The 22,260-nt window shown below is 30.3% G+C and carries 21 protein-coding genes; 13 read left to right on the top strand and 8 right to left on the bottom strand.

Annotation, left to right across the window (positions count from 1 at the left end; all coding sequences use genetic code 11):
- The first annotated feature begins 13 nt into the window (after nt 1–13).
- Nucleotides 14–307, top strand: a complete 294-nt coding sequence (locus KQI86_RS15990) for a hypothetical protein (protein ID WP_216440425.1) — start codon at nt 14–16, stop codon at nt 305–307.
- Nucleotides 308–1,157: 850 nt separating this feature from the next.
- On the opposite strand, the gene KQI86_RS15985 is transcribed toward KQI86_RS15990, so the two are convergent.
- Nucleotides 1,158–1,598 carry a hypothetical protein gene (locus KQI86_RS15985; protein WP_216440424.1) on the bottom strand — a complete coding sequence of 147 codons (441 nt, stop codon included), beginning with the start codon at nt 1,596–1,598 and terminating at the stop codon, nt 1,158–1,160.
- A 159-nt stretch (nt 1,599–1,757) separates the two neighbouring features.
- On the opposite strand from KQI86_RS15985, the gene KQI86_RS15980 reads away from it, so the two are divergent.
- The 5 genes from KQI86_RS15980 to KQI86_RS15960 all read left to right on the top strand — a co-directional run bounded on the left by KQI86_RS15980 (nt 1,758) and on the right by KQI86_RS15960 (nt 6,916).
- Nucleotides 1,758–3,047 carry an NCS2 family permease gene (locus KQI86_RS15980; protein WP_216440423.1) on the top strand — a complete coding sequence of 430 codons (1,290 nt, stop codon included), beginning with the start codon at nt 1,758–1,760 and terminating at the stop codon, nt 3,045–3,047.
- 335 nt (nt 3,048–3,382) lie between these two features.
- On the top strand, nt 3,383–3,601 hold the full coding sequence (locus KQI86_RS15975; protein WP_216440422.1) for a FeoA family protein: 219 nt from the start codon (nt 3,383–3,385) through the stop codon (nt 3,599–3,601).
- A complete protein-coding gene (locus tag KQI86_RS15970; RefSeq protein ID WP_216440421.1) occupies nt 3,598–5,349 on the top strand; it encodes a ferrous iron transporter B in 1,752 nt (583 codons plus the stop codon). Before KQI86_RS15975 ends, KQI86_RS15970 begins: the two co-directional genes overlap by 4 nt.
- An 18-nt stretch (nt 5,350–5,367) precedes the next feature.
- Nucleotides 5,368–6,003, top strand: coding sequence for a class I SAM-dependent methyltransferase (locus KQI86_RS15965; RefSeq protein ID WP_216440420.1), 636 nt, complete (start codon nt 5,368–5,370; stop codon nt 6,001–6,003).
- A complete protein-coding gene (locus KQI86_RS15960) occupies nt 5,957–6,916 on the top strand; it encodes a lysylphosphatidylglycerol synthase transmembrane domain-containing protein (RefSeq protein ID WP_216440419.1) in 960 nt (319 codons plus the stop codon). The genes KQI86_RS15965 and KQI86_RS15960 overlap by 47 nt, the downstream gene beginning before the upstream one ends.
- A 93-nt stretch (nt 6,917–7,009) precedes the next feature.
- Here the strand turns inward: KQI86_RS15960 and KQI86_RS15955 are convergent, their stop codons facing one another.
- The gene (locus tag KQI86_RS15955) at nt 7,010–7,750 is read right to left on the bottom strand and encodes an MBL fold metallo-hydrolase (RefSeq protein WP_216440418.1); all 741 of its coding nucleotides are present in this window, start codon (nt 7,748–7,750) and stop codon (nt 7,010–7,012) included.
- A 260-nt stretch (nt 7,751–8,010) separates the two neighbouring features.
- On the opposite strand from KQI86_RS15955, the gene KQI86_RS15950 reads away from it, so the two are divergent.
- Both KQI86_RS15950 and KQI86_RS15945 read left to right on the top strand, forming a co-directional pair.
- Nucleotides 8,011–9,381, top strand: a complete 1,371-nt coding sequence (locus KQI86_RS15950) for an MATE family efflux transporter (protein WP_216440417.1) — start codon at nt 8,011–8,013, stop codon at nt 9,379–9,381.
- A gap of 101 nt (nt 9,382–9,482) precedes the next feature.
- Entirely contained in the window at nt 9,483–10,295 is an 813-nt protein-coding gene (locus tag KQI86_RS15945; protein WP_216440416.1) for a PrsW family intramembrane metalloprotease, read from the top strand.
- Nucleotides 10,296–10,388: 93 nt separating this feature from the next.
- Here KQI86_RS15945 and feoB read toward each other — a convergent pair whose 3' ends face one another.
- Together feoB and KQI86_RS15935 are read right to left on the bottom strand one after the other, a co-directional pair.
- Entirely contained in the window at nt 10,389–12,500 is a 2,112-nt protein-coding gene (gene feoB, locus KQI86_RS15940) for a ferrous iron transport protein B (RefSeq protein ID WP_216440415.1), read from the bottom strand.
- A gap of 17 nt (nt 12,501–12,517) precedes the next feature.
- Entirely contained in the window at nt 12,518–12,760 is a 243-nt protein-coding gene (locus KQI86_RS15935; protein WP_216440414.1) for a FeoA family protein, read from the bottom strand.
- A 147-nt stretch (nt 12,761–12,907) separates the two neighbouring features.
- Between KQI86_RS15935 and KQI86_RS15930 the strand changes: the two genes are divergently transcribed.
- Nucleotides 12,908–13,393, top strand: coding sequence for a metal-dependent transcriptional regulator (locus tag KQI86_RS15930; protein ID WP_216440413.1), 486 nt, complete (start codon nt 12,908–12,910; stop codon nt 13,391–13,393).
- Between the two features lie 399 nt (nt 13,394–13,792).
- Here the strand turns inward: KQI86_RS15930 and KQI86_RS15925 are convergent, their stop codons facing one another.
- Both KQI86_RS15925 and KQI86_RS15920 read right to left on the bottom strand, forming a co-directional pair.
- A complete protein-coding gene (locus tag KQI86_RS15925) occupies nt 13,793–14,413 on the bottom strand; it encodes a DUF2238 domain-containing protein (protein WP_246582860.1) in 621 nt (206 codons plus the stop codon).
- Between the two features lie 119 nt (nt 14,414–14,532).
- Nucleotides 14,533–14,778, bottom strand: coding sequence for a hypothetical protein (locus KQI86_RS15920; protein ID WP_216440412.1), 246 nt, complete (start codon nt 14,776–14,778; stop codon nt 14,533–14,535).
- Nucleotides 14,779–15,192: 414 nt separating this feature from the next.
- Between KQI86_RS15920 and KQI86_RS15915 the strand changes: the two genes are divergently transcribed.
- Nucleotides 15,193–15,861, top strand: coding sequence for a YoaK family protein (locus KQI86_RS15915; protein WP_216440411.1), 669 nt, complete (start codon nt 15,193–15,195; stop codon nt 15,859–15,861).
- 81 nt (nt 15,862–15,942) lie between these two features.
- Here KQI86_RS15915 and KQI86_RS15910 read toward each other — a convergent pair whose 3' ends face one another.
- Both KQI86_RS15910 and KQI86_RS15905 read right to left on the bottom strand, forming a co-directional pair.
- Nucleotides 15,943–16,824 (bottom strand): SDR family oxidoreductase, encoded by an 882-nt coding sequence (locus tag KQI86_RS15910; RefSeq protein ID WP_216440410.1) that lies wholly within the window; start codon nt 16,822–16,824, stop codon nt 15,943–15,945.
- A gap of 257 nt (nt 16,825–17,081) precedes the next feature.
- Nucleotides 17,082–17,930: a PLL family lectin gene (locus KQI86_RS15905; protein WP_216440409.1), complete on the bottom strand. Its 849-nt coding sequence runs from the start codon at nt 17,928–17,930 to the stop codon at nt 17,082–17,084.
- A 223-nt stretch (nt 17,931–18,153) separates the two neighbouring features.
- On the opposite strand from KQI86_RS15905, the gene KQI86_RS15900 reads away from it, so the two are divergent.
- From KQI86_RS15900 to KQI86_RS15890, 3 genes are all read left to right on the top strand, one after another.
- The gene (locus KQI86_RS15900) at nt 18,154–20,214 is read left to right on the top strand and encodes a sensor histidine kinase (RefSeq protein WP_216440408.1); all 2,061 of its coding nucleotides are present in this window, start codon (nt 18,154–18,156) and stop codon (nt 20,212–20,214) included.
- A gap of 221 nt (nt 20,215–20,435) precedes the next feature.
- The gene (locus KQI86_RS15895) at nt 20,436–21,167 is read left to right on the top strand and encodes a hypothetical protein (protein ID WP_216440407.1); all 732 of its coding nucleotides are present in this window, start codon (nt 20,436–20,438) and stop codon (nt 21,165–21,167) included.
- A gap of 92 nt (nt 21,168–21,259) precedes the next feature.
- Complete coding sequence (locus KQI86_RS15890; RefSeq protein WP_216440406.1) at nt 21,260–22,258, top strand: patatin-like phospholipase family protein; 999 nt, start codon at nt 21,260–21,262, stop codon at nt 22,256–22,258.
- The last annotated feature ends 2 nt before the right edge of the window (nt 22,259–22,260 follow it).

Here is a 22,260-nt window from a genome sequence, read left to right as displayed (position 1 = left end):
GAGGATAATACTTTTGAATAGCAAAAGAATATTATTATTTAAAGCTATATATATTTTTCATCTTGTTCTTCTTATTATTTTAAGTGCAGGAAGATTTCTTACAAATTCAATATTTCAACAGCAATTATATATATTTATAATTTATTATTGTCTTATGGTTATTTCAGTTTTTTTGATTATTGATCCAAGTATAAGTTATCCTACTAGAAAATCAGATAATAAAGAATTATTTTATACTAGAATTTGGGCAGTTACGCTTGTGCTTTTAAGTATTATAAGATTAATAGAATTATCTATGCTTAGATGAGCCGAGACATATCTAAAAATCTAAAAACTAGGTATGTAAATATCTAATTAAATTGATTTTTCATTTATATATTTTTACAAAAATAATTAGGTATCCAAAATAGGAACTGAGATACATAGTGACGTCGCTTCAAGAAAAGGCGCTCCTCCCACTATGCACCTCAGTTCATCTATGTTTTACAGCATCTAAAAATCTAAGAAATTAGACACCTAATTAAAATGGTTTATCAATTGTAGATTTCTACAAAGATAATTTAGTTTTACAAATGAAAAGCTAAGCACATAGTGAAGCCGCTCCGGGAAAAGTCGCTATTTCACTACATGCTTAGCTCTGTTGTTGTTTATAAATATATTTTTAGATTTAGGTTATGATAAAGAGTTTTTTAATCATTGATTTTCTCAAATTTAGTAAAGATTTATTTATTCTATAAAATTTAAAAAATGCTATGTAATGTGCCCTATGCATTTGAGCAAAATCTAGAAATTCTTAATTTATTTTAGAAAAATATCGTTAAGATGCTGCACATGTTTGACCATAGGGAGTTTGTCAGCATTAGGGAGTTTTATAAAATAAATCTTAGAAGTTCTTATTGCAGCGAATCAGCATAATAAGCATTATATAGTATTTCTTTATTTGTTGTACGCATAGATTGTTTTCAAATATAAGCTTCTACAAAGATAATTGGGGTTCCAAATCATAGAGCTAAGCACATAGTGAAGCCACTCCGGAAAAAGTCGCTATTTCACTATATGCTTAGCTCTGTTGTTGTTTATAAATATATTTTTAAAATTGTAAGTATTCATCAACTTTCAATTATAGATTTTCAATTATATAAGTTTCCTTAATAATTTTATTTTCTGTTATCCAAAAGCATTTTAGAGCCAATGGCTATGAATATTAAAGAAATAATACTAGTCCTAATGTATCTAGTTATCTGCCAATCAATATGAATGTGTGTTAATGGGAAAATTACATTTCTAAATATAGCCATAACTCCTATGATTATAAAGATATATCCTAGGTATTTAACATGAATAAAGTCAAAAGATAAATTTAAATTGTCCTCGCAACTTTGAGGATTATATATAGCTTTTCTTACATCAAATATACTGTAAAACCAAATAATCGGAATGAACATACCTATTATAGGTAGACTAATCCAATCAGTTAAAGCAATTAATCCGAAGAATGCCACCATAATTTGAAGTCCTTTTTTTTGTAATCCTAAATAAAGATGACCTGCTCCGGGTATTAAAGAAAAAAATAAAGCTAATGATTTCTTATTTTCCAAAATCAACATCTCCTTAAATATTTAATATATTATTACTATAGAATACAAATCTTAATATAAAGGAGAGAGTAATATTAATTTTTTCTTAATATGTCATTGTATCTTTGATATAATAATAGATGCATGTTAATAAACATGTGGGTGGGCGGAGGGACTTATATGAAAAGGAAGAGGGAATTGAGAGATAATAATATTAATTTTAAAGAAGAATTAATCGCAGCACTAACTTCATTTTTCGCAGTAGTTTATATCGTTGTAGTAAATTCAGCCATATTATCCGATGGAGGTATACCTTTAGAAGGAGCAATTATTGCTACGGTGCTCGCTTCTGCGACAGGATGTTTATTAATGGGATTTTTGGGAAAAACCCCTATAATACTAGTACCAGGAATGGGTGTAAATGCACTATTTTCCTATACCATAATAAAATCCATGGGATTGCCTCCAGGGCAAGCTTTAGCTGTTGTTTTCCTATCAGGAATTATATTTTTAGCAATAGCATTTACTAAGATAGGAGAAGAACTTTTAAGGTCTATACCTGATTCATTAAAAGAAGGAATTGGAGTAGGAATAGGAATACTGATTACTTTTATAGGTCTTCAAAAAAGTGGAATAATAGTAAGTAATCCTAGCACTTTCGTAGCACTAGGAGATATTAAAAATCCACAAGTTTATACAACTCTTATAAATTTAATACTTACCTTATTTTTATTTGTAAGAGGAATTAAGGGAAGCTTTTTATTTGGAATAATTGGAGGTACAGTTATTTCATATTTATTTGGAGGGGTAGACCTATCCCAAATAAGCTTATCTCTATTTTCTTTAGAAGATTATAGAAGTCTTTTCTTTTCTATGGATTTTAGCGGAATAAGCAATGTTTCTTTCTGGATTGGGGTTTTTTCTATAACTTTAGTATTAGTATTTGAAAATATAGGATTACTTCATGGACAAGTAAATGTAATGTTAAATAAGGAAGACAGGTTTAAAGATAGCTTTAAAGCCTGTGCTATATCATCAATGTTAAGTGGAATATTTGGAACAAGCCCTACAGTAGTGGCTATAGAAGGAGCAACGGGCATAACTTCAGGTGGGAAAAGTGGATGGACGTCAATTTTTACAGGAATATTATTTTTGACTTCACTATTTTTTATACCTTTTATAAAAGTTATACCTAATAGCGCTATTGCCCCAGTATTGATAATAGTAGGAAGCTTAATGGTGACAAATATATTAAACATACCTTTAAAAGATTTTGAAGAAGGATTTCCAGCATTTTTAACTATAGTTACCATACCACTTACCTTTAGTATAGTAGATGGCATGGCTTTTGGGTTTGTAGCCTATCCCTTAATTAAAATTATGAAAGGTGAAGGAAAGAAAGTAAGTTTCACAATGTATATAATATCAACAATGTTTTTAATGAGTTTTTTGGTGAAGATATTTATTTAGAATAGAATAATTAGTGTTGAGCATATAAATTTAAGCTTTTACAAAGATATCAAGTGATTCTTAGCTTCAGATGGAGTTTGCTTAAAAGGAATACTTACTTCAACTGAAGCTTAGAAGAACTTATCCAGGGACGTAGCATCCGTTATCTCCCACTTGTAGAAGATGGGAGTGTTACGGATGCTAGTCATCGGATAAAATGGGTATTAAATTCTAGATTTACAAGGATTTAATACCCATTTTGTGTTTTTTGTAACAAAGTATTGATTTCATGGAAATTATATGGTAAATTAATGGAGAATGATATTCATTATCAATTAAATAAATGGAGGGCAATTATGAATTTATATGATCTAAAGGTAAGCAGTAATTGCGAAATAGGAAACATACCAGAAATACCACTATTGAACTCTATTGGAGTTAGAAAAGGAATAAGAGTTGAAGTGGTGTCAAAGCAACCTTTTAGTGGACCTATAGTTATAAAAATCGCAAAGCGAAACATAGCAATAGCCAAAGAAATAGCAAATAAAATAAAAGTTAAGGAGGTTGCAGTATGAGTTGTTGCAGCAAAGAAATACCAGTTGATATACAAAATGGAGAGCTGAAAATATTACTGATGGGTAATCCCAATGTAGGAAAAAGTGTTATTTTTTCAAAGTTAACTGGTATGGAGGTAATCACAGCAAACTATACAGGAACTACTGTAAGCTTCACTCATGGGAAGATAAAATCTGATAAAAACAAAGCAGTTCTTATAGATGTACCAGGAACCTATTCTCTACAAGCTACTTCTGAAGCAGAAAAGGTAGCGGTAGATTTCTTAGAAGATGGAGCAGACGCAATAATTTGTGTTCTAGACTCAACAAATTTAGAGAGAAATTTAAATTTAGCTTATCAAATTAAAGCCTATGGTATACCAGTGGTATATGTATTGAATTTAACAGATGTAGCTAATGATCAAGGAATAGAAATTGATGCGGTGTTATTAGCTCATGAACTTGGAGCTCCTGTAGTTTCAATGGTAGCGGTTAAAAACATAGGTCTTAAAAATTTATTAGATGCAGTTTGGAAAGTTACAAATACAAAAGTTGAGAAAGAGAATTTAAGTGAGAAACAAATATGGACAAGGGCAGAAGAAGTAGTAAAAAAAGTTCAAAAAGTACAAGTAAAAGAAGTTAGCTTTCTAGAAAAGCTTGGGGATATGTGCATAAAACCTTTTCCAGGAGTATTTATAGCAATTTTTGTTTTATTATTATCTTTAGGAATAGTTGTAGGTGGGGGAAAAGGACTTAGAGCAGCAATCTTATTGCCAATAGTAAATAATTATATAGCACCTTTTATTATTGGCATTGTATCAAAGTTTGTTCCTCAAGGAATATTTTTCAATATTTTAGTGGGAGAATACGGAGTTTTAATAAAAGGTATAGAGTGGCCTCTTGCCCTGGTGCTACCTTATGTTTTTCTTTTTTATATAGTGCTTTCTTTCTTAGAGGATAGTGGATATCTTCCTAGACTTGGAGTATTAATGGACGGGCTCTTAAGAAGAATAGGAATACAGGGTGGAAATATAATACAGATAATGATGGGCTATGGGTGTGCAGTGCCTGCAATACTTGGAACTAGGACTGCTACTAGCTATAAAGAAAGGATAATAGTAGCAACCATAGTCTCTTTAGCTGTGCCTTGCGTTGCTCAAACAGGAGCTTTTATATCTCTACTTGGAGCACATTCCTTTTTATTATTGCTTTTAGTGTATTTAATTTCTTTGGGAACTATGGTTATAGCAGGGGTATTATTAAACAAGTTTATACCTGGAAAAAGCGATCCTATACTTTTAGAAATACCTAATCTATTAATACCAGACATGAGAACTGTAGTAAGAAAGATTTGGATAAGAACAAAACATTTCTTAATAGAAGCTGAAGTACCAATGCTTATTGCCATAGCAATAGCTGCACTAATAGCTGAAACGGGTATTTTAAATATAGCTAATGATTTTATGGCGCCATTGACAGTAAAGTGGTTAGGACTACCTAAAGAAGCTACACTAGGATTACTTTTAGGAATTATAAGAAGAGAGTTAGGGGTATTACCTTTATTAGAATTAAATTTAACTATATTACAATTGTTAGTTGGTTCAGTAGTTTCTCTATTCTATATACCTTGCTTGTCTGTTTTAGGAGTATTGGTAAAAGAATTCGGTGCAAAAATAGCCCTTGCAATAGGAGGGTTTACAGTAGTAAGTGCCTTTTTAGTTGGGGGATTAATAAATCATATAGGCACATTCATTATGAGGTTAGTATAGTAAGGGGGCGACCATAGAATGAAAGTGATTCCAGGATTTACAAAGAACTTAGAAAAAGTATCTTCATTTTTTCCTTCACTTATTCATTTTTATAGAATGTATTATAAAAAAGTTGTGGAAAGAGAAGTGGAGCTTGGAAATATAACAAAAGAAGACAGGGTTTTGTGTATAGGAGGAGGAGCTTTTCCTTCCACAGCTATAGAGCTGGCAGAGCAAACGGGGGCAGAGATTTGTGTTATAGATTGTGATCCTGAAGCTGTTAAGTGTGCAAGAAGAGTAGTGTGCAAATTAAGAATGAATAAGAAAATAAAGATTTTACAAGGAATGGGACAAGAGATAGATCCAGCAGATTTTTCTGTTATTCATATGGCATTGCAAGTATTTCCAAGAGATAAAGTTTTAAATACTTTACTTCAAAGAGCGGAAAGAGGATGCAGAATACTTGTAAGAAGTCCAAAAGATAAACTGAAAAATTTTTACTCAGCTATACCAGAGGACTGTAATTGTCATAGTTGTAAACACATATCACAAGAAAACTCCAATATGAAGGCTACTCTTTTATTCACCATAGAAAGGAATAAAATAAAAGATGAAAAAGTTTATGCTGGTGATTTTAGGAATATTAATAACGGGTGCAGCGCTGTGGTGGGCTGATTTAGGAGAAATATATAGACATTTACTTAACATAGATGTAAAGGTTTTAGTAATAGGATGTTTGTTACAAATAATAACAATACTCTTGATAAATATTCAATGGTATTATCTATCAAAAGAGTTAGGAGAGAAGATATCCTTTGGCCAAATATTTCATATGAATATGGCAGGAACATTTACCGAAAGTGTAACACCTTCAGTAAAAGCAGGAGGGGAAGTAGCTAAAATATACATTCTAAATAAACAAGGTGGACTGCCATTAGAAAGAGCTACTGCTGTAGTAGGGGTGCAAAAGATAATTAGCTTTTCAGCCTTTCTCATTTTAAACTTAATTTCCATTTTGCTGCTTTTAGTTAATTTTAAGCTAAGTGGGGTGTTTTTAAAAATATTATTTCTATCTTTTATTATATTAATTGTGATATTTATAATTATGGTATTTATAGTGATACGTCCTAATAAGATTCAAGGATTGTTAAACCTTTTTCCAAAGAAATATAAATGGATTGAAAAAGCTAATGAATTAATAGAAAGTATAAGTATATCTATAAAGGAAATTTTGAGTCATAAAAGGGTATGGGTTAAACAATTTTTATTATCTTTATTTATATGGGGATTCTTTCCTTTAAAATCTTATACTATAACTAAAGGATTAGACATATCTATATCTTTTATATCTATAGCTATAATTACATATCTTACCTACATGGTTGCCATGGTACCTATGCTTCCAGGGGGCATGGGAACCTTTGAAGGGAGTATGACATTTTTACTTGTACCTTTTAACATTTCACCGGATAAAGGTATGACTTTAGCTATAGTAGTAAGGTTTGTAACCTTTTGGTTTGTATTTATAATAAGTGCTGTTTATTTAGGTAGTAAATATTTTCATAGTCTCTTATGGAAGAAAAGCTAATAACAGATTTGTAGAATATTATTAAGGCTATTGATTTTCGTCAATAGCCTTATGTATTAAAAGAATTCTATCTTTAAAATATTATATTAAACTTTATTTAACAAAGTCTATAACTTGTCCTCTATTTTTAATTTCTACAATTTCACAGAAATCTCTTTCAACTTTATCTTTAAATTTTTTTGAAGTAGAGCATTTAGCCCAGAAGTGCATAGGGATAAAAAGTTTTGGTTTAACCTTATCAATGAAATATTCTCCACCTACGTGAAAAAAATCATCAAGTCTAGGGTCTGTAGGGAAGAAGGCTATATCTACATAATGCTCAGCAATTTTTCTTATTTCTTTTTTAAAAGCTAATTCCATTTCTAGCTTATCTTCCATGGTATCATCTTTCCAATACCACCAATTAAAATCTCCAGCATGAAAAATGCTTAAACCATCAACTTCTACCAAATAACATACTCCTATATCTGTTGAATCAAAGGTTTTTATCACTACATCCCCTAGTTGAAGCTCTTTATTAGACCATAATATATTATAGTTTTTTTTGTAGTCAGGAAGGTTAATATCGCTACTTAGTACATAATTTATATTTGGATTGTATTTAATCCAATCTAAAATAACAGGGTTGAAGTGATCTCTATGTCCATGAGAGGAGAAAACTAAAACATTATCCTTAATTTTCAAATCCTCTTCCCCTACCACGCCGTTATTTAAATTTCTTACCTCATTAACAGGGGAATCTTTATAATAGTCAAAGATTAAAAGATGATTTTTTGTTTCAACTGAAAAACCATCATGATATAAATAATGTATTTTGGCTCTATATTCATTCATAAATCATACTACCACCTTGTAAAAATATTAAATATATATACAATAAACATTATACTAGATTATTTACTTGAAATAAAATGTCATTTATAATATAATTTTTACTGTATTTGTATAATCTATTTAAAATTTAATGAAAATACATACTATTTAAGTTTGTAACAATTTAAGAAAATATGGTAGTGCAGAAGCCAGCCACTTTGAAATGGAATTTCAGGGTGGTTATTTATATATGATAATAGAAAATAGGAGGAAAAAAAGCCATGGAGAAAACTAAGAGTTCACTGTTTAGAGATAAGGAATTTTATAACACCCTTATGAAAATTGCTTTGCCTATAATTATCCAAAACTTTATAAACTCATTTATAAATATGTTGGATACTGTTATGGTTGGAAGCTTAGGAGAAACAGCAATAGCAGCGGTAGGAATAGCTAATCAGTATTTTTTGTTATTTAATTTATTAATAATAGGAATATATAGTGGATGTGGAATATTCATATCACAATTTTGGGGAAAAGAAGATACTAAAAATATAAAGAAAATGGTTGGAATGGCTTTATTCACTGGTATTATGATTTCAATTGTACTAGGAATTTTCGCTCTTATTTTTCCAAGAGAAATAATTAGCTTTTTTAATAAGGATTACAAAGTAGCACAATTAGGAGTTGGATATTTAAGAATAATTGCTACAAGTTATATATTAATGGCTATTACTTTGTGCTTTGCTTTTTCTTTACGTTGTATTGGACAATCATCTGTCCCTATGTGTATAAGTGTAATAGCTCTAATAAGCAACGGAATATTAAACTATGCATTCATCTTTGGTAAGTTAGGTTTACCAGCCATGGGAGTTAATGGAGCTGCAATAGCAACAGTTATTTCAAGGGTTATAGAAATGATGATAATGGTTTTTTATGTTTATAAAACTAGAAGTGTCTTAGCTATAAAATTAAGAGATATGTCAGGTATAACAAAGGATTTTATAGCAAGAACCTTTAAAACAGTAATACCAGTTGTATTAAATGAAGCTTGCTGGGGACTTGCAACTATAGTATATGCTGCAGTATATGGAAGAATAGGAACAGATGCAATAGCTGCAGTGCAAATTTGTAGCACGGTTCAAAATTTATTTACGGTTGTAAGTATTGGTATGGCAAATGCTTCTACGGTTATGATAGGAAATAAAATAGGTGCGGGTCAAGAGGAATTGGGAAGAGAATATGCAAAGAAATTCTCTATTTTAGGGTGTATTTCAGGTATAATTTTAGGAGCTATTTTGGCACTGTCAGCGCCATATATATTAAAGTTATTTAATGTGTCTCCAAATGTGGCCTATGATGCTAGAATGATTTTATATATAACTGCACTGGTAATGGTGATAAGAGTATTTAATATAATACTCATAGTAGGAATACTTAGAGGCGGTGGAGATGCAAACTTTGCTCTAATAGCGGAAGGAGTTACAATGTGGTTTATAGGAGTACCATTATCATTCCTTGGAGCTTTTGTATTTAAATTGCCTGTTTATTTGGTGGTTGCTCTACTTACTGCAGAAGAAGTGGTTAAGTGTATTTTAGGATTGACTAGACTTTTATCAAATAAATGGGTTAATAATGTGGTTTATGATATGTAATTTAAAATTAATTGTAGAATAAATTAGCCCGTATTATAGATAATAATAATAGATAATGTATTGTATTATTTATTATTTTATTTATGAAACGAGGATTCATCATGGAAAATGTTATTAGCGTAAAAAAGAAGAAGTATAAGTGGCATAAATTATTAAGTATAGGATTGGCTACTTATATATTAGGTGTTATAGTACTAATTTTAACAGGGAATATAGTATTGTTCCCAGCAGTAGTTATGTTAGGAAACTTTCTTATTCCTGTTACTTATGTTTCTTTTTTCTATGAGAAAAGAAACACCAGTAATGTAACCATGACAGATGTCGTTGCTACTTTTTTTTATGGTGGTTTTTTAGGAACCTTTGCAGCATCTATATTAGAGCCTATTTTTATTACTAGTTTAAATTTTAGAACTGCTGTAATGGTTGGGTTAATTGAAGAGTTTACTAAGATTTTAGGGGTGCTATTTATATATAGACGTAAAAGACATAGGCTACATATGGATGGAATAATACTAGGAGCCGCTGCAGGTATGGGATTTGCCGCTCTAGAGAGTACAGGATATGCATTTTCTACTTTCTTAAGAAGTAGAGGAAGTCTATCTCTTACAGTTTATATTACTTTAATGAGAGGAATACTATCTCCTTTAGGCCATGGAACATGGACTGCCATATTGGCAGGGGTATTTGCTAAAGAAAATATTGAAGGCCCTTTAAAGATAAATGGAGAGATTATAAGTGCATATATAATAGTTGTATTGCTTCACACACTATGGAATTCAGTACCAACAGTAATGTCTATATTATTTCCTTTCAGTGCATCAGTTTTGGTTTCCGAGTTAATAATAGGAGCTGCTGGAATAATTATATTAATGGTACAATGGAACAAAGCTAATAAGAGTTCATATAGTTTATAGTTAATAATTAAGAGAGGGATTTTGCTGATGCAAAGTCCCTTCTTTTCAATTATCTATTTTAAATTCTAAACTGAGCAAAATTATTGTTGAATTTTAAATAAACAATCTAACCACTTGTGTTACAGTAAAACATGTAAGTATTCCTAAAGCTGTAGGGAGAATAAAGGATACAGCAGTCCATTTCCAACTTTGAGTTTCTTTTTTTATGGTTAATAAGGTAGTTCCACAAGGGAAATGCATTAAGCAAAACAGCATTACATTTATAGCTGTAAGCCAAGTCCAACCATTTGCTACCAGTAAATCTCTCAAAGCATTAAGGCTATCTAGCTCAATCATTGCTCCAGTTGACATGTAACTCATTATAAGGATTGGCATAACTATTTCATTAGCAGGAAGTCCTAATATAAAAGCCATGAGAATGTATCCATCCATGCCGATAAGTTGAGCAAATGGATTTAAAAAATTTGCACTGTGGTCTAGAAGTGTCATGTTACCAGCTTTAATGTTTGCCATAATCCATATGATTAAACCGGCAGGGGCAGCTATTGCTACAGCTCTACCTAATACAAAAATGGTTCTATCCAAGATAGATCTAACTAATATTTTTCCTACCTGAGGTTTTCTATAAGGAGGTAATTCTAAGGTGAAAGAAGAGGGAACACCTTTTAATATTGTCTTAGATAAAAACTTAGACATTAAAAGAGTAACTATAACTCCAAGAACTATAACTCCTGTTATTGTTAAGGTAGCGATTAAAGATTGAAAAGAACTATTTGAAGCACCAGCAATAAAAATAGTAGTTACAGCAATTAAAGTAGGAAAACGTCCATTACAAGGAACAAAGAAATTAGTGATAATGGCAATTAGCCTTTCTCTAGGTGAATCTATAATTCTACATCCAATAACTCCAGCGGCATTACATCCGAATCCCATACACATGGTTAAAGCTTGTTTTCCGTGAGCACAAGCCTTTTTAAAGAAATTATCTAAATTAAAGGCTACCCTAGGCAAATAACCTAAATCCTCAAGGAGAGTGAACAATGGGAAAAATATTGCCATAGGAGGTAACATTACAGATATAACCCAACCTAAAGTTCTATATACCCCTAGTACCAACATATCATGTAACCCTTGAGACCAGCCATTAGATAGAAATAATTGAGTCAATTTATCTTCTAAAAAGAAAAACATATCAGACAACAATTGAGAAGGATAATTGGCACCCTTTATAGTAAACCAAAAGATTAAAGCTAACATTAGTATCATTATAGGAATACCAAAGGTTTTAGAAGTTAATATATCATCTATTTTTCTGTCAATATGGTTGTAGTCGCTTTTTTCAAAATGAACCACTTTATTTGCAACATTTTCACTTTCTTTTACTATACTAGAAGCTATTTCATAGGTGATATTTTCCTCGGTTTTTATAAGCGATAACAAAGATTCATCTTCAGATATATTAAAACCTAAATATTTATCTATTGATTTTAATATAAAGTCTTCTCCATCTATTAATTTTAATGCAAGCCATCTACTCTCTAGTTTATCTCCACACAGTTCTTCAAGCTTTGGGCTTAATTTTTCTATTGTATCTTCAACAAAAGAATTATATTTTATTTTTAAAGGGTTGGTGATGATTTCTCCCTTTGATACTTTGTAAACAGCTTCCATCAATTCATCAACACCATATCCGCTGCGAGCGCTAGTTCCAACTACAGGTATACCAAGAATATTTGATAATTCTTTTAAATTTATATTTATTTTTTTTCTGTTAGCCTCATCAATTAGATTAACACATAAAACTACCTTATCTGTCATTTCTAATGTTTGAAGAAGTAAATTTAAATTTCTTTCAAGACAAGTAGCATCAGCTATTACTATAGTAGCGTTAGGATTGCCAAAGCAAATAAAATCTCTTGCAATTTCCTCTTCTGCAGAGTTAGATAGTAAAGAGTAGGTCCCAGGTAAATCTACTAGAATAAAATTTTTATCCTTGTACTCATAGCTACCATGAGCAGTGGTAACTGTTTTTCCAGTCCAGTTACCAGTATGTTGCTTCATTCCAGTTAAACTATTAAAAAGAGTACTCTTGCCAGTATTGGGATTACCAGCAAGAGCAATTACAATATCTTTCTCAGGATCAATTTTAATGTCTAGCATATCCTTCATTAAAAATAATCCTGTGGACTGATTTGTAAGTCCCATTACAATACCTCCTGAAATTAATTAATGACTTTTACCAATATTTTTGATGCCTCTTCGGAGCGAAGGGCAATTACAGCGCCTCTTATTTCGTAAGCAATGGGGTCCCCAGAGGGACTTTGTCTTAAAGATTCTACTTTAGTTCCAACTATTAATCCTAAATCCAACATCCTTCTTTTTGTATTTCCATCAGAAGTTAAGCCTTGTACTCTGGCAGAACTACCAAGGGGGATGAGATTTAATGGCATTATATTTTGTTCCATATTATTACCTCCAAAAGTTAGTTGTGGGAAAGATTTTATTTCTATACTGGTAATATATTAATAATTAATTAAATTTGTTACACATATAATTAGATTAATTGGAAAATTTAGAGTCGGTAGTTCTATTTAGAAAAGGGGGAATAAAAGATGGGGGACTATAAGAATTTCCATACGGTAAGAGGGTATGAGATAATTGAAAAAGAGAAAAAGACTTTAACACATAGCATGGAAGATTATTTGGAGATGATATATAGAATAAGTTTGGAAAGTGAAAGCGTTAGAGTAAATGCATTATCTGAAGCTTTAAATGTACAACCTCCTTCTGTAACTAAAATGGTACAAAAACTTACTAAATTAGGCTTTGTGAACTATGTAAAATATGGAGCTATATTTTTAACTGAAAAGGGAGAAAAGATGGGAAAGTTTCTTTTAGATAGGCATAACATAATTGAAAAATTCTTTAGAACATTAGGATTAGAAAAGGATGTCCTATTTAATATTGAGCTCATGGAGCATAATATAACTAAAGATGCGTTGATCAAAATAGACATACTCAATAATTTCTTTAGAGATAATCCAGATATTGAGAGAGGTTTTCATGAATATAAAAAATCTATTAAAAATTTAGAGTGAAAAAGGCGCTTCTCCCATTATATACTTAGTTACTTTATGTTTTACAAATGTGTTTTCAGATTTAGGTTATGACAAATTAGTTTCCAACTTATAAGTTTTATAAAGATATTTTAGAATCCAAAAGAAAAACTTAAGTACATAGTGACATCGCTTCAGAAAAAGACGATCCTCCCACTATATACCTAAGTTTTTTTATATTTTACAGATGTATTTTCAAATTTATATTATGATAAATTATTTTCTCAATCGTAAATTTCTACAAGGATAATTTAGTATCACAAATAGAGAGCTAAGTACATAGTGAAGTCGCTCCGGAAAAAGGCGCTATTTCACTACATACTTAGCTCTTTTGTATTTAAAATTTCTAGATGAATAAATTTTTTAATATATATCTATTTACTAGGGTTTATCAACTGAAGAATGTTTTTCATCGATGCCATTGTTTCTATTAAAAGATAGCATACCATATAAAGCAGAAATTACACCACCAACTAAATCTGCAATTAAATCTATCATAGTATCCCCTACTCCAGTTAATAAACTGCCTTGCATATCCATACCTAAAACAATATCACCAGCAAATTCATAGATTTCCCAAAGCACTCCACATAATAATACAAAAGAAATGATATATATAAAAATAAATTTTGGATTTAGGGATTTTACAACTGTAGGATTATTTAAGTTATTCATAACTACTATACCTAATAGGCCAAGTATTACTCCTGAAATCAAATGAAGCATTGTATCCCACCAAGTAAACTTGTAAAAATTATTTAGAGTACCTAGATAAATGGACAAAAAAATAAAAAATATTATTGAAAAGTCCAATGCTCTGCTTTCATTTCTTTTAAATATACTATTATACATATAAGGGATAAAAGTTAAAGCCATACCTATCATGGCCATAAGAAAAAAATAGTAGTCTTTAATAATAAGATTATTAATTGCATTAAGTACAAATAAAATTCTAATTATCCAAGTTAACAAATTATCCAAGTTATCTAAAGCTCTTTTCATATAAATACCGTTCCTCGCTATATTTGTTTTATTATATAATAATATACAGTAATGAACATTTAATTAATAGAATAATACAAAAAAGTTAATATTTAAAATATTTAATTTGAAAATTCTACTCAGGATTTAAAAAGTTCTTTCATAGCTTTAATTTTATAGTAATTCATGGATTTTAAGCTTTCTATCAGTGCAAATATACTAGAATTTAAGTAATCATCCAATCCTTTTGAGTTTAAATTTGAAGTAAGAAGGTTTAAGGTTACTAATTTAGCAGGCACATAGTATCTTTTACTTTTAATATAGCTAAATAAAAAAGGAGTTTTTTGAACGACTCTTCTGGGAAGAGATAAATCTATTATAGTCATATACACACCACCAACAAATACTCGATTTATTATATGTAATTTTTGTAATTAAGTTACAAAAATTACATACTTACCTCTTTTATGTTTTACAGATATTTAAAGATTTATAAATAAATAAGTTTTTAATATATAAGGTACAAAAGTTAAAGCCATACCTATCATGGACATAAGAAAATAATAGTAGTTTTTGATGTTGCGATTCAATTTTTCTTGACAAGAAAGTACAAAAAGTATTACTGTAAAATATAGATTTACTAACATTATGTTGCTAAAGGAGGTTTATTATACATACTAAAAAAGATTAATAAATCGTCGTTTTAGATTTTGCTAAAAAGATGATTTATTACATAGTGTAGGGGTATTTTGATTTTATATAATAAAAAATATTTTCTAAATTTGAAAGGGGAAGTGGTAGTGGGCGATAATTCGACGGTTAAAATATTAACGCCAGTTAATATAGTGGGATTTATACTAGTTATGATGGCAGGATGGATTGATACAGTTGGTGTACAAGTTTTCACAAATGAAAGGGTTTCATTTATGACTGGTCGTGCTGCTGAACTGGGTGAGTTAATAGCCAAAGGTGATATGAGAGGATTTTTATTTATACTAATTATAGTGCTAATATTTGTTGTTGGTGCAACGATATCAGCTAAAATTACTAGGAAGTGGGGACTAATGGGTGGTCTGACTTTTTCAGGAATGCTTTTAATAATTGCAGCTTTTTTTACATATGAAGGAGAGACGCATTTTGTAGAGATAGCAATACCTATGGCCATGGGAGGACAAAATGCAGCCACAAGTTTGACACCCATTAACCGTACTACTCACTTAACTGGTCCAGCTACTGATATTGGATTATATTTATCTTCTGGCAACTGGAATGGTATTATATTTTGGTTATTGAGGTGGATAGCATTTCCAGTAGGTGCGTTCATTGGATTTAAGGCTGTAGGAAAATCAATGACACACAATCATGTAAATATAGTACTGACGCTTATAATTCCAGCTATTATAATTATTTTTACTGGTATTATTCAGAAAATGACTGTAGACATACCCTTACTAGAAGATAAAATATGACCAGTAAGAGCTTATACATAGAAAGATTTTATTGTAACTAAAAATCTAAAATACAATTATTAATGCGTAATGCCAAAGGCATTACGCATTAATAATTTCTCCACCATTCACATGTATTACTTCTCCAGTTATATAAGAAGCTTCAGGAGAGGATAAAAATAGGTACGCTCCTGCTAACTCTACAGGTTGCCCTGGTCTTCCCATAGTTGTGTTACTTCCAAATTTAGATACATCAGTTTCATTAAAGGATGAAGGTATCAATGGAGTCCAAATAGGTCCTGGAGCTACTGCGTTTACTCTAATACCTTTAGGTGCAAGAGATAGAGCTAAGGATCTAGTAAATGTTACTATGGCGCCTTTGGAGGAAGAGTAATCTATAAGTTGTTCATGTCCTTTATAGGCAGTTACGGATGCTGTATTAATAATTGAAGCACCATTTTTTAAGTGAGGAAGAGAAGCTCTAACCATGTAAAACATGCTAAATATATTAGTTTTAAAAGTTTTCTCTAGCTGTTGATCTGTAATATTTGCTAAGTCTGTTTGAATATATTGTACTGCGGCGTTATTAACTAATATATCTAGTGAGCCAAATTTATTTATAGTATCGTTTATAGCATTATTGCAAAAATTAGAATCTGATATATCTCCAGGGATTAATAAGCATTGCCCTCCAATACCCTCAATAACTTTCTTTGTTTCTTCAGCATCTTGGTGCTCGTCATAATATACTATTGAAATTTTAGCTCCTTCTTGAGCATATGCAACTGCAACAGCTCTCCCTATTCCACTATCCCCACCAGTAATTAGAGCTACTTTATCCTTAAATTTACCTGATGGCTTATAATTAGGGTTTTGAAATACAGGTTTGGGATTCATATCAGACTCCAATCCTGGATGCTTTGTTTGATGTTGTGGTAGAACAGATTTTGGAAGACTGTTTATAAAGTCTAATTCTTTACTCATTATGTATTCATCCTTTCTAAACATTTTAATATATAGATAATAGTATTTGTGTTTTTTTATTTATAATTCACTTATTTAAATTGGAATTTGATAGTAAAGAATTAAGAGGTGGTTTATTAAGGAGTGGAAGTAATAGAAAAGATTTTTTAAAATGACCAAAGAGAATTTAGGTTAAATATGCAAAATATAAAAGTTGAGAGCTGAAAGAAAGAGCTAATAAATAACTCTTAATTCTCAATTCTCAACTTTCAATTGCTTTAAGGTGTAAAAAATCTGTGTATTACAGAATTGCCCCTTCCTCTAGCAAAGACATCAATTCTGTTTTGATTCCAGGATACAGAAGCAGGTGCAGAGGTTAAGAATCCTCCGAGATTTCTCCAGTTACTCCATCTACGTCCATCCCACTCTCTATGCATTAAATTATTGAATATGCCTCTAGCAAAAACGTCTATTTGATTTGGTCTTCTTGATGAAGCACAAGGTGCAGAAGTTAAAGTTCCACCGAGATTTTCCCAGTTGCTCCAGCTACGTCCATCCCACCATTTATGGAATAAGTTGTTGTTTGTTCCTCTAGCAAAAACGTCAATTCTATTAGGTCCCCAAGAAACAGCACCAGGTGCAGAAGTTAAGTTTCCACCTAATGCTTCCCAGTCACTCCAACTACGTCCATCCCACCATTTGTGGTATAGTTGATTATCAGTTCCTCTTACAAAGCAATCAAGTCTATTAGAAGCCCAAGAGCATATGCTTGGAGACGAAGTAAGGGTACCACCAAGATTTTCCCAGTCACTCCAGCTACGTCCATCCCACCATTTATGGTACATGGCATTATCAGTTCCTCTTACAACTACATCAATTCTATTAGGCCCCCAAGAAACAGCACTTGGAGCTGAAGTTAAAACTCCACCAAGATCTTCCCAGTTATGCCATCTGGATCCATCCCACCAATTGTGGATCAATTCGTTTCTAGTTCCTCTAGAAAAGATATCTAATCTATTTGGTGCCCAGGAAGATACCCCTAAAGCTGAAGTTATTCTGCCAGGAAGAGTTTCCCAAGGGGACCATCTCCTATATAAATCTTGATCAAAGAAAAAATCCATAAACATCCTCCATATATTGCTACTTACATAATATTCAATAAAAACAAATATGTTACTACAATATATTTACTAAAAAATTGTTAAATTATTATCCAGCAATAACTTTATATTTCTTAATGTTTGTCGAATATTTCTTATAAGAGGAGCTTTTTTTATTCCAATTAATTTAAATTATTAGCTTTTCATAGATTAAAAAGACTGATACCATATTTTATATAGAGGTGGTTATATGAGTAAATTTATGAATATAATTAACAATCATGTAAAGAATAGAAAAATTGATGGCTTCAAAATTCTTATGATTTTGAGCATGATATATATTATTGTATTAACCAGTCTTTTTAATCCCATATTAGTAAATTTTATTATGGAAATATCTACAGTTGTCATTGGATATACTGTAATGATAATTGTAATAAATATTTATAATATATCAGATAATAATTATGTTTTATTTTTAGGGATAGCCTATGCTTTTATAAGCACTTTGGATTTAATCCATGTTATTACTCATAATGGTATGAACATAATACTTCAATGTTCAGTGTATAAATCAAATGAATTGTGGGTTTTTGCAAGGTATTTAGAGGGGATATCTCTTTTGAGCGCAAATAGATACTTTAAAAAAGAGATAAATTTTAAAAAGGTGAGTATTATATATTTTTTATATCTTGTTATAATATTTATACTTGTCTTTAAGGTGGATTTTTTGCTTACACCTATTTCTTATAGATATGGAATTAAAGATATTAGATTAGTAAAGCAACTTATTATATGTGCCATCTACATTTTATCCATAGTAAAGTTAAAAAGTTATAATAACATAGATACACAGTATAAAAAATATATAGTTTTATCCATAGGTTTAAAGATAGTGTCTCAATTATTTTTAATTCATTCTGATGGGCCAGAAATAACCTTGAGTACAGTAGCTCATACATTTAAGTTTTTTTCTTTTGTATGTTTATATTATGTCATAATAAAATCTTCTCTAAGAGAACCTCTTAATCTTCTTTTTAATGGAATAAAAAATAAAGCTATAGAATTACAAGATGTAAACATTGAATTACATAATAAGAATATTGAATTAGAAAATATAAAAGTTTCTCTCCAAAGCAATATTGAAAAATATAAAAAGATATTTGAGTTTTTGCCAGATGCAGTGATTATTAGAGAAGAAGAGAAAGTAATTTATGCAAATAAAGCTCTCTTAGAAATGCTAGAGATAAGTGATAAAAATGAGATAATTGGTGAAGATCTACTATCTTTAATACATCAAGACTGCAAAGAAGAGGTAAGAGAAAGGATTATGAGTAATAAGAAATACATTCATAAGATGGAAGAGAAATTTATAAAAAGAAATGGAGAATCTATAGTACTAGAGGTGTCTGCTATATCAATTCTTATTGATGATAAAGAATATTATTTAGCAATAGGAAGAGATATTACTGAACGAAAAAAATTGGAAGAGATGAGGATTAAGTTGCAAGAAAGGGAGAAGTGGGACAATCTGAGAAGTGAATTTTTCGGGAACATATCCCATGAATTAAAAACCCCTATAAATGTAATATATAGTGCTTTGCAATTAGAAGATATATACATAGAAAACAAAGATATAGATGGCATAAAAAAATATAATAATATTATTAGGCAAAATTCATTAAGATTATTAAGATTAAGTAATAATATAATAGATATTACTAAAATTGATACTGGTTTTCTAAAACCTAATTTAGGTGTTTTCAACATTATAGAAATAGTAGAAAGCTTAATTGAATTTGTAATCCCCTATGTAAATAGTAAAAATCTAAATATTATTTTTGATACAGAAATAGAAGAGGCTCATGTAAAATGTGATTCAGATATGATAGAAAGAATAGTTCTTAATCTTATTTCAAACTCAATAAAGTATAGCAATGAAAATGGAAATATTCTTGTTCAAATGTATTGTAATGATAAAGATTTTATTATTATAAATATAAAAGATGATGGTATAGGTATACCAGAGAAAAAACAAATAAATGTATTTGAAAGATTTGCTCAAGTAGACAAGTCTTTTACAAGAATATGTGAAGGAAGCGGTATAGGACTATCTATTGTTAAGGCCTTTGTAGAACTTCAAAATGGAGAAATTTTCTTAAAGAGCAAAGAAGGGGTAGGAACAGAAATAACCATTACTTTTCCATTGTTTAAAGCCACGAAAGAGGATTGTGCCACACTAGATTATACTTGCAAAAATGAAAATATTATAAAAAAAGTAGACATAGAATTTTCGGATATATATTTATAAAAGTTTCCAAAAATTTAAAAGGATGAAATTATTAGAAAAAAGAGGATATACAATTAGAGCATAGAAGATAAAAGTAAAGAAGATTTATGTCGAAGATAAAATAAGGTAAAGGCCTATGAAATAAAATATTAGTCGCATCATCGACTAGTTATTTTATTTCATAGGCCTAAGTGTAACATAATACTATGATAAAATAGTATATTATATGGGGAGGGATATATATGTTTAATTCAGCGTTAAAAAAATTTAAGGATAACTATTTACTTATGTTACCATTCATTTTAGTAAATTATGTGATGGTTGGAGCTGTGGATATAATTGGCGAAGGAAATGCTCAAATTACTGATAAATATGATGTTTTATTAAATGGAGGATTTTCTGGAGGAATAGGTACAGCACTCTTAATATTAATTATAGTTTCTATAGTGTTAGGGCCATTAATATACTGTTCCATGGGTATTGTGTGTAAAAGAGCTTTTAAAGAGGAAGAAAGAATAAGCTTTATTGAAGCTATGAAAGAGGCTTCTCATTATTATTTTAGATATCTAGGATTAAATATATTAATATTTGCTATAGCAATTGGATTGGCGTTAGGAATAATGCTTATTGGATCTATGGGACCTTTAATAATGATAACTCCATTGTTATTAATAGCACTAGCAGCTTTCATGGTCACTTACGAGCCATGTAGAGAGTATTTGGTCTACTACGATGTTCCAGCGGAGGAGGCTTTAAGCAAAGGAAGAAAAATAGGTAAAAAGTATTATCTTGAAATAATTCTAATTTTAATAGTGAGTGGTGTTATAGGATTTATAGTTGGAAAATTATTACAAAATAATTTAACAGCTAATTTAATAGTTTCTTTCATAAGTATTAATATACAAGCATTTTTAGTTATGTTCAAGATGAACCTTTGTCATATGGAGTCTTTAGAAGTTGGAGAAATATATTAAACTGATAAAAAATATCTCGTTCATATATTAAATATTAGATAACTAACATCATATATTGATACTATACCAATGGATATATGAAAGGGAATTATATGAATAAAAGAAACAAGCTTGCAGATGCTGTATTTGAAGGTGGAGGGGTTAAAGGTATAGCTTTTTGTGGAGCTTTAAAGGTTATGGAGGACAGTGGTTATAGCTGGAGAAACATAGCAGGCACTTCAGCAGGATCTATCGTAGCTGCACTTCTTGCCGTAGGATATACTGCCGACGATATAAAAATATTGATGGAAGAATTAGATTATAGAAAGATAATGGATAGAAGATTAGGATCAGCTATGAATTTAGCCTTTTACAAAGGACTATATAAAGGGGATTATATAAGAGAATGGTTAGAAGAGAAGCTCTATTTAAAAATGAAGGATAAGTTAGGAGATAGAAAATCGGTAAAATTCAAGGATTTATTGATAAATGGAGAAGAAGGAATACTTTTAAAAAACCCAAGGTATAAAAGAAAATATAAGCTTCACATAATAGCCACAGATTTAACAAGAGGAAGAATATTAATTCTACCAGAAGACATTGAATACTATGGGATAGATCCCAATGAGTTGGATGTGAGCTTAGCTGTAAGGATGAGTATATCTATACCTATGTATTTTGAACCTGTAATACTTAAAGACTATAGAGGAAAATATTATATAGTAGACGGCGGTGTAATGAGTAATTTTCCAGTATGGCTATTTGATACAGAAGGTGATCCAGAATGGCCAACCATAGGCTTTAGACTTTTAGATTTTAAAAAGGCAGGGAAAAATCATAAAATAACTAATATTTTTAATTATTTTTCTGCCTTAGTTGAGACGGTTTTAAAAAATGATATAAACTTAGAAGTAACAAGGATGGATAACTTAAGGACAATAGATATAAATAACTTAGGTGTGAAAGCTACTGATTTTAAAATATCAGATGAAAAAATACAAGAGCTCTATTTGTCAGGTGAAAATTCTGCAATAGAATTTTTGAACGATTGGGAATACAACTATACGACTTATGTACAATTGAGAAAGAGATTAAGACTTACTCAGATTTAGAA

Origin of the sequence: Clostridium mobile, assembly GCF_018918285.1 — a bacterium.
GTDB lineage: Bacteria > Bacillota > Clostridia > Clostridiales > Clostridiaceae > Clostridium_AW > Clostridium_AW mobile.
The sequence above is the reverse complement of the archived record's forward strand: the minus strand, read 5'-3'. Positions and strand labels throughout refer to the sequence as shown.